Raw genomic sequence first — 6206 nt, 5'->3', positions numbered from 1 at the left:
CGGGAAGCGACCGCAACCACCTGGTCCCGTTGTCAGCCTGTCGGCGCGCAACCCGAAGCAACCCGCAGCCCACCTGAGGGAGGGCGGTCGGGCTGGGGGGGGTTTCGAGACAGGCGCCAGAGCGCCTTCCTCAACCACCGGCGGGCCAAGGTTTCGTACTTCCCAACCACCGGCGGGCCGGGAGGCGACCGCGCCCAGCGCCCACCCGCCCCGTTGGACAAATTCATGAATATGTCTCACGATGGCGGCGTGACCTATCAACCCGGTACCGCCGAGACGTGGCGGAGCCCATGGCAGATGTACGCCGATCTCCGCGACCACGACCCCGTCCACCACGTGTCGCGGCCGAGCCGCCCGGACGGTGACTACTACGTGCTCAGCCGGCACGCCGACGTGCTCGCGGCCGCTGTCGACACCGCGACGTTCTCCTCGGCGCAGGGGCTCACCGTCGAGTACGACGAGCTCGACACGATCGGCCTCGCCGACAACCGCCCGATGGTGATGCTGGACCCGCCCGACCACACCGCCTTCCGCAAGCTCGTCGCGCGGGGCTTCACGCCTCGCCAGGTGACGACCGTCGAGCCGCAGGTGCGGGCGTTCGTGGTCGACCGGCTCGAGCGGCTGCGCGACGCGGGTGAGGGCGACATCGTCGAGGCGCTCTTCAAGCCGCTGCCGAGCATGGTCGTCGCCCACTACCTCGGCGTGCCCGAGGACGGCCGTGAGCGGTTCGACGACTGGACCCACGCGATCGTGTCGGCGAGCTCGGCCGGAGAGATCGGCGCCGCCACCCAGGCGATCACGGAGATGATGGGCTACTTCGCCGAGCTCCTCGAGCGGCGCCGCACCGAGCCCGGCGACGACACCGTCTCGCAGCTCGTGGCGGCCGGCGTCGGTGACGACGACGCCGGGATCCTCTCGATCCTCGCCTACGTCTTCACGGTCGTCACCGGCGGCAACGACACCACCACGGGCATGCTCGGCGGCGCGGTCCAGCTGCTCGAGACCGACCGCGACCAACGCCGGCTCCTGGTCGACGACCCGACGCTCGTGAAGGACGCGATCGAGGAGTTCCTGCGGCTGACCTCGCCGGTGCAGGGCCTGGCCCGCACGGCCACCCGCGACGTCGAGATCGAGGGGGTCACCATCCCCGCCGGCCGTCGGGCGCTCCTGCTCTACGCCGCCGCCAACCGCGACCCGCGCCGCTACGGACCGGACGCCGAGGAGCTCGACGTACGCCGCAGGCCCGGCCAGATCCTGACCTTCGGCCAGGGCAGCCACCACTGCATCGGCGCCGCGGCCGCCCGGATGCAGGCGCGGGTCGCCCTCGAGGAGCTGCTCACCCGCTGCCCCGACTTCACGGTCGACCTCGACGCGGTCCAGTGGGCGCCGGGCTCCTACGTGCGGCGACCGACAACGGTGCCGTTCCGGGTGGCCGGATGACGCCCGAGCGGATCCTCGACGCCGCCGCCGCGCTCTTCGTCGAGCGCGGGGTCAACGCCGTGGGCATGGGCGAGATCGCCCGGGCGGCCGGGTGCTCGCGGGCCACCCTCTACCGCTACTTCGCCGACCGGCACGAGCTCCACGTCGCCTTCGTGCACCGCGAGACCCGGCGCATCGGTGCGTTGGTGGCCGCCGAGACCGACAACCTGCCGGACGCGGTGCTCGCCGCCGTCCGGCACGTCCGCGAAGCACCCGAGCTGCTCGCCTGGTTCGGCGCCGCCGACGCCGGCACCACCGCCGCGCTCGCCCAGTCGAGCGAGGTGATCGAGGCGCTCGGCCTGTCGGCCGCCGGTGACGACCTCGCCGCGCGCTGGCTGGTCCGGGTGATCGTCTCGCTGCTGATCGTGCCCGGTCGGGACGCGGCCGAGGAGCGCGCGATGGTCGAGACGTATGTCGTGCCGGGGCTGCCCGACCGGCGATAGGGCAGGGTGGGCCCATGTACTTCGTGGGCCTCGACCTGGCGTGGGGCAACCGGCAGCCCACCGGCATCGCGGTGCTCGACGACGCCGGTCGTCTCGTGCACATCTCCGCTGTGCGCACCGACGACGAGATCGCCGAGGCGCTGAGCCCCTACGTCGAGCGCGAGTGCCTGGTCGCCATCGACGCGCCCCTGGTGGTCAAGAACGCCACCGGCAACCGGCCCGCCGAGGCCGCGCTCAACAGGGACTTCGCCCGCTTCGACGCCGGCGCGCACCCCTCCAACACCGGCAAGCCCGAGCTCAAGGAGCCGCGCGGCGCGAAGCTCGCGGCCCGGCTCGGCCTGGACATGAACCCCCGCTCCGGCCGCGGCCGTCGGGCGATCGAGGTCTACCCCCACCCCGCGACGGTCGCGCTCTTCCGGCTCGGTCGCACGCTCAAGTACAAGAACAAGCCCGGCCGCTCCTTCGACCGGCTGCGCGGCGAGCTCCTCGTGCTGATGGGCCTGCTCGAGGGGCTGGCCGCGGCACCCACGCCGATGCTGCTCGACCACCCGACCTGGCGCGCGCTGGTGGCGCAGGTCGAGACCGCGACCCGCAAGAGCGAGCTCCGGGTGGTCGAGGACCAGGTCGACGCCGTCATCTGCGCGTACGTCGCGCTCTTCGCGACCCGCGAGCCCGACCACGTGACGACGTACGGCGACCTCGCGAACGGCTACATCGTCACGCCCACCCTCCCCGAGGGGCACGCACCCACCCCGCGCGAGCGTCGGCCGGCCCCCGACCCGGTGCGCACCGCGGTCGAGGAGTACGCCGCCCGCCAGCCCGCACTGGTCGAGGCCGGCGACCAGTACGTCGCCCTGATCACCTCGATCCTCGACGAGGCCGGGATCAACTACCTGACCGTCGGCGGCCGCACCAAGAGCGTCGCGTCGTTCGCGACCAAGGCCGCGCGGGCGGTCGACGGCGAGCTCGTCTACCCCGGCCCGCTGCGCGACATCACCGACCAGATCGGTGTCCGGGTCATCACCTACGTGCACAGCGACGTGTCCGCGGTCGCCGACCTGCTCGGCACCCAACTTCGGGTCATCGACGACCGCGACCTCGGCCAGGAGACCGCCAGCGAGGGACGGTTCGGCTACGCGAGCCGCCACCTGCTGGTCTCGTTCGAGAACGGCCAGCCGGCGTTCGAGTCGCTGCGGGGCCTCACCGCCCAGGTGCAGGTGCGCACGGTCCTCCAGCACGCGTGGGCGGAGTTCGAGCACGACATCCGCTACAAGGGCACCGTGCCCGAGGAGCACGCCCGCGACTTCGACCGGCGCTTCACGCTCGCGGCCGGGCTGCTCGAGCTCGCCGACCAGGAGTTCACCACGATCCGCGACCGGCTCCGCGGCGCCTCCGTCGACGACGAGGAGACCGACGACGACGCGATCACCCCGCGCGAGCTCGCGGCGTACCTCGCCGGCCAGTTCGACGACGCCGAGTGGTCGCGCGCCGACCACTACGCCTGGATCGCCGGGCTGCTGCCCGAGCTCGGCATCACCACGCTGGCCGAGCTCGGGGAGGTCCTCGCCCGCGTCGACGAGGACGCGCTGACCGCCCGGATGGACTACCGCTACCCGCCCGGCGCCGTACGCCGGCTCGACGACGCGCTGCTCGCCGCCTTCGGTGAGCGGTACGTCGAACTTCCGGGCAACGAGCACCGCCGCCCGCTGCTCCGGACGCGCCTGGAGAAGATGCGGGACCAGCCCGGCCCCCGCCCGTCGACCTAGGGGACGTCGAGCGCGGCCGGCACCTCGGGGTCGGCCTGACTCGCAGCCGGCGGCGTCACCCTGCGCGCAGCTTCTCCAGCAGCGGACCCGCCGCCTCGTCGAGGAAGCGCTGCTGGCCCTCGTCGCCGATCTGCACGATCGCGACGTCGGTGAAGCCGGCCTTCGCGAACTCGCCGACCGCCTCGACGATCTTGTCCAGGTCGGGCCCGCACGGGATCGAGTCCGCGACGTCCTCCGGCCGCACGAACTGCGTGGCCCCGGCGAAGCCGGCCGGCGTCGGCAGGTCGGCGTTCACGCTCCAGCCGCCGGCGAACCAGCGGAACTGCTCGTGCGCCTTCTTGATCGCGGTGTCCTCGTCGGGGTCCCAGCAGATCGGGATCTGGCCGATGGCCCGTGCCGTGCCCGGGATCTGCGGGGCGCCCTTCACGGCGTTCCACTTCTCGACGAGCGACGGGTCGGGCTCGACGCCGATCAGGTGGTCGCCGAGCGGTGCCAGCTCCTCGATCGCGCGGTCACCCGCGACCGCCAGGCCGATCTCCACACCCTCGTCCGGGACGTCCCAGACCCGGGCCGAGTCGACCTGGAAGTACTCGCCACGGTGGTCCACGAGCTCGCCGCTGTGCAGCGACCGGATGATCTCGACGGCCTCCCGCAGCATGGCCTGGCGGTCCTGGATCGCCGGCCAGCCCTCGCCGACGACGTGCTCGTTGAGGTTCTCGCCGCTGCCGAGCCCGAGGGTGAAGCGACCCTCGGCGAGGATCTGCAGCGTCGCGGCCTTCTGGGCCACGACGGCCGGGTGGTAGCGCATCGTCGGGCAGGTCACGTAGGTCATCAGCCCGACCCGCGACGTCGCCTGCGCCACCGCACCCAGCACGGTCCAGGCGTACGGCGCGTGGCCCTGCTCGGTCAGCCACGGGGAGTAGTGGTCGCTCATCACCTCGAAGTCGAAGCCGACCCGCTCGGCGGCGACGGCGTACGACACCAGCTCGCGGGGTCCGCTCTGCTCGGTCATCAGGGTGTAGCCGAAGTTCGTCATGCCCGGCCGGTACCCACTTGCCCGGTCGCTAACGTCGACGTATGACTCCCGCACAGCTCCTCATCGACGCCTTCGGACGCATCGAGCAGACGGGCCGCGCCGCCGTCGAGGACCTCGACGACGACCAGCTGGCGCACCGCGCGACGGCGGACGCGAACCCGATCGCCTGGCTGGTCTGGCACCTGGCCCGGGTGCAGGACGACCACGTCGCCGACGTGGCCGGTCTCGAGCAGGTGTGGACGGCCCAGGGGTACGCCGACCGCTTCGGCCTGCCCTTCGAGGACTCCGCCACCGGCTACGGGCAGACCTCCGAGGAGGTCGGCCAGGTGCGGGCGAGCGCCGACCTGCTCGCCGACTACCTCTCCGCCGTGACCGCCCAGACGGTGTCCTACCTGCAGACGGTCGCGGACGGCGACCTCGACCGGGTCGTCGACGAGCGCTGGGACCCGCCGGTCACCCTCGCCGTACGCCTCGTGAGCGTGGTCAGCGACGACCTGCAGCACGCGGGCCAGGCGGCCTACGGGCGGGGCCTGCTCGGCGCCTAGGAACGAGAGGCGGCCGACGGTACGACGCAGCTCGCGGTCACCGGAGCGCCCTCGCAGCACGGGCGGATGTGCCCGCAGCGGTCGCACCGCGAGTGCGACGTCTCCCAGCGCATCGTGCTGCCGCAGTTGTCGCACTCCATGGCGTCCATGGGCCGGATCCTGCCACGCAGCGGCTACGCCGAGGTGGAGGCTCGCTTCGCGTCGTCGAGCAGCGCGCGCAGGCCGGCGGCGTCGACCGCGGCGCCGTACGCCGGCTGGTCGCGGTCGAAGCGCCAGCCCTCGGCGAGGGCTCCGACGTCGACGACGTCGTACCCGATCTCGTCGGCGAGCCGGGCCACGGTCGCCTTGGCCGTCTCGTCGTCACCCGCCATCGGCAGCGCCCGGCGAGCGGGTGTGCCGGCCGGGACTCCCTGGGTGGCGAGGTGGCCGGCCTGGATGGCGTTGAAGAGCTTGACGACGTGCGACTCGGGCAGGTGCTCCTGCAGCACCTCGCTCGGGGTGGTCTGCCCGTCGTCGATCGCGGCGACGTGCCCGTCACGCTCGAAGTAGTAGTTGTTCGTGTCGATGACGACCTTGCCGGCCAGCGGGGTCACGGGGACCTGGTCGACGGCGAGGAACGGCACCGACACGACCACGACCTCCCCGGCCTCCGCCGCCTCGGCCGCGGTCGCGGCCCGGGCGTGGTCGCCGATCTCGGCGACCTCGTCCGCGAGCGTCTCCGGCCCGCGCGAGTTGCTGATGACGACGTCGTAGCCCGCGTCCGCGAAGAGTTTCGCGAGGGTCCCGCCGATGTTGCCGCTGCCGATGAAGCCGATGGTGGTCATGGAGGCCGAACGGCGCCGACGACCCGCTTGTTCCTGCCGGGCCAGCTCAGCGCCGACCGGCGAGGCGCTGCCGACCGCGGACGGCGGCAGGCTCATGGGTAGGTTTTCGCCGA

Annotated in this window: 6 protein-coding genes; 4 read left to right on the top strand and 2 right to left on the bottom strand. The window is 72.7% G+C overall.

The features are described from left to right. Positions 1–249: 249 nt before the first annotated feature. The 3 genes from PD653B2_RS10425 to PD653B2_RS10415 are packed head-to-tail and all read left to right on the top strand — an operon-like array spanning position 250 to position 3688. Complete coding sequence (locus tag PD653B2_RS10425) at positions 250–1440, top strand: cytochrome P450 (RefSeq protein ID WP_278247512.1); 1191 nt, start codon at positions 250–252, stop codon at positions 1438–1440. Then, entirely contained in the window at positions 1437–1922 is a 486-nt protein-coding gene (locus PD653B2_RS10420; protein ID WP_085872315.1) for a TetR/AcrR family transcriptional regulator, read from the top strand. Before PD653B2_RS10425 ends, PD653B2_RS10420 begins: the two co-directional genes overlap by 4 nt. Before the next feature lie 14 nt (positions 1923–1936). Continuing rightward, positions 1937–3688: a DUF429 domain-containing protein gene (locus PD653B2_RS10415; protein WP_085872309.1), complete on the top strand. Its 1752-nt coding sequence runs from the start codon at positions 1937–1939 to the stop codon at positions 3686–3688. Positions 3689–3743: 55 nt separating this feature from the next. On the opposite strand, the gene PD653B2_RS10410 is transcribed toward PD653B2_RS10415, so the two are convergent. Continuing rightward, positions 3744–4724 carry an LLM class F420-dependent oxidoreductase gene (locus PD653B2_RS10410; protein WP_085872308.1) on the bottom strand — a complete coding sequence of 327 codons (981 nt, stop codon included), beginning with the start codon at positions 4722–4724 and terminating at the stop codon, positions 3744–3746. A gap of 41 nt (positions 4725–4765) precedes the next feature. Between PD653B2_RS10410 and PD653B2_RS10405 the strand changes: the two genes are divergently transcribed. After that, positions 4766–5269: a mycothiol transferase gene (locus tag PD653B2_RS10405; RefSeq protein ID WP_085872307.1), complete on the top strand. Its 504-nt coding sequence runs from the start codon at positions 4766–4768 to the stop codon at positions 5267–5269. Positions 5270–5442: 173 nt separating this feature from the next. On the opposite strand, the gene PD653B2_RS10400 is transcribed toward PD653B2_RS10405, so the two are convergent. Then, entirely contained in the window at positions 5443–6189 is a 747-nt protein-coding gene (locus PD653B2_RS10400) for an NADPH-dependent F420 reductase (RefSeq protein ID WP_207559513.1), read from the bottom strand. Positions 6190–6206: the final 17 nt, after the last annotated feature.

The organism is Nocardioides sp. PD653-B2, assembly GCF_002117935.1.
Lineage (GTDB): Bacteria > Actinomycetota > Actinomycetes > Propionibacteriales > Nocardioidaceae > Nocardioides.
Note: the sequence above shows the minus strand (reverse complement) of the source record. Positions and strands in the feature narration are given on the sequence as shown.

Excerpts from the sequence above, each read along its gene's own strand:
- PD653B2_RS10400 (WP_207559513.1), bottom strand. The coding sequence starts at position 6,189 with ATGAGCCTGCCGCCGTCCGCGGTCGGCAGCGCCTCGCCGGTCGGCGCT.
- PD653B2_RS10405 (WP_085872307.1), top strand. The coding sequence starts at position 4,766 with ATGACTCCCGCACAGCTCCTCATCGACGCCTTCGGACGCATCGAGCAG.
- PD653B2_RS10415 (WP_085872309.1), top strand. The coding sequence starts at position 1,937 with ATGTACTTCGTGGGCCTCGACCTGGCGTGGGGCAACCGGCAGCCCACC.
- PD653B2_RS10410 (WP_085872308.1), bottom strand. The coding sequence starts at position 4,724 with ATGACGAACTTCGGCTACACCCTGATGACCGAGCAGAGCGGACCCCGC.
- PD653B2_RS10420 (WP_085872315.1), top strand. The coding sequence starts at position 1,437 with ATGACGCCCGAGCGGATCCTCGACGCCGCCGCCGCGCTCTTCGTCGAG.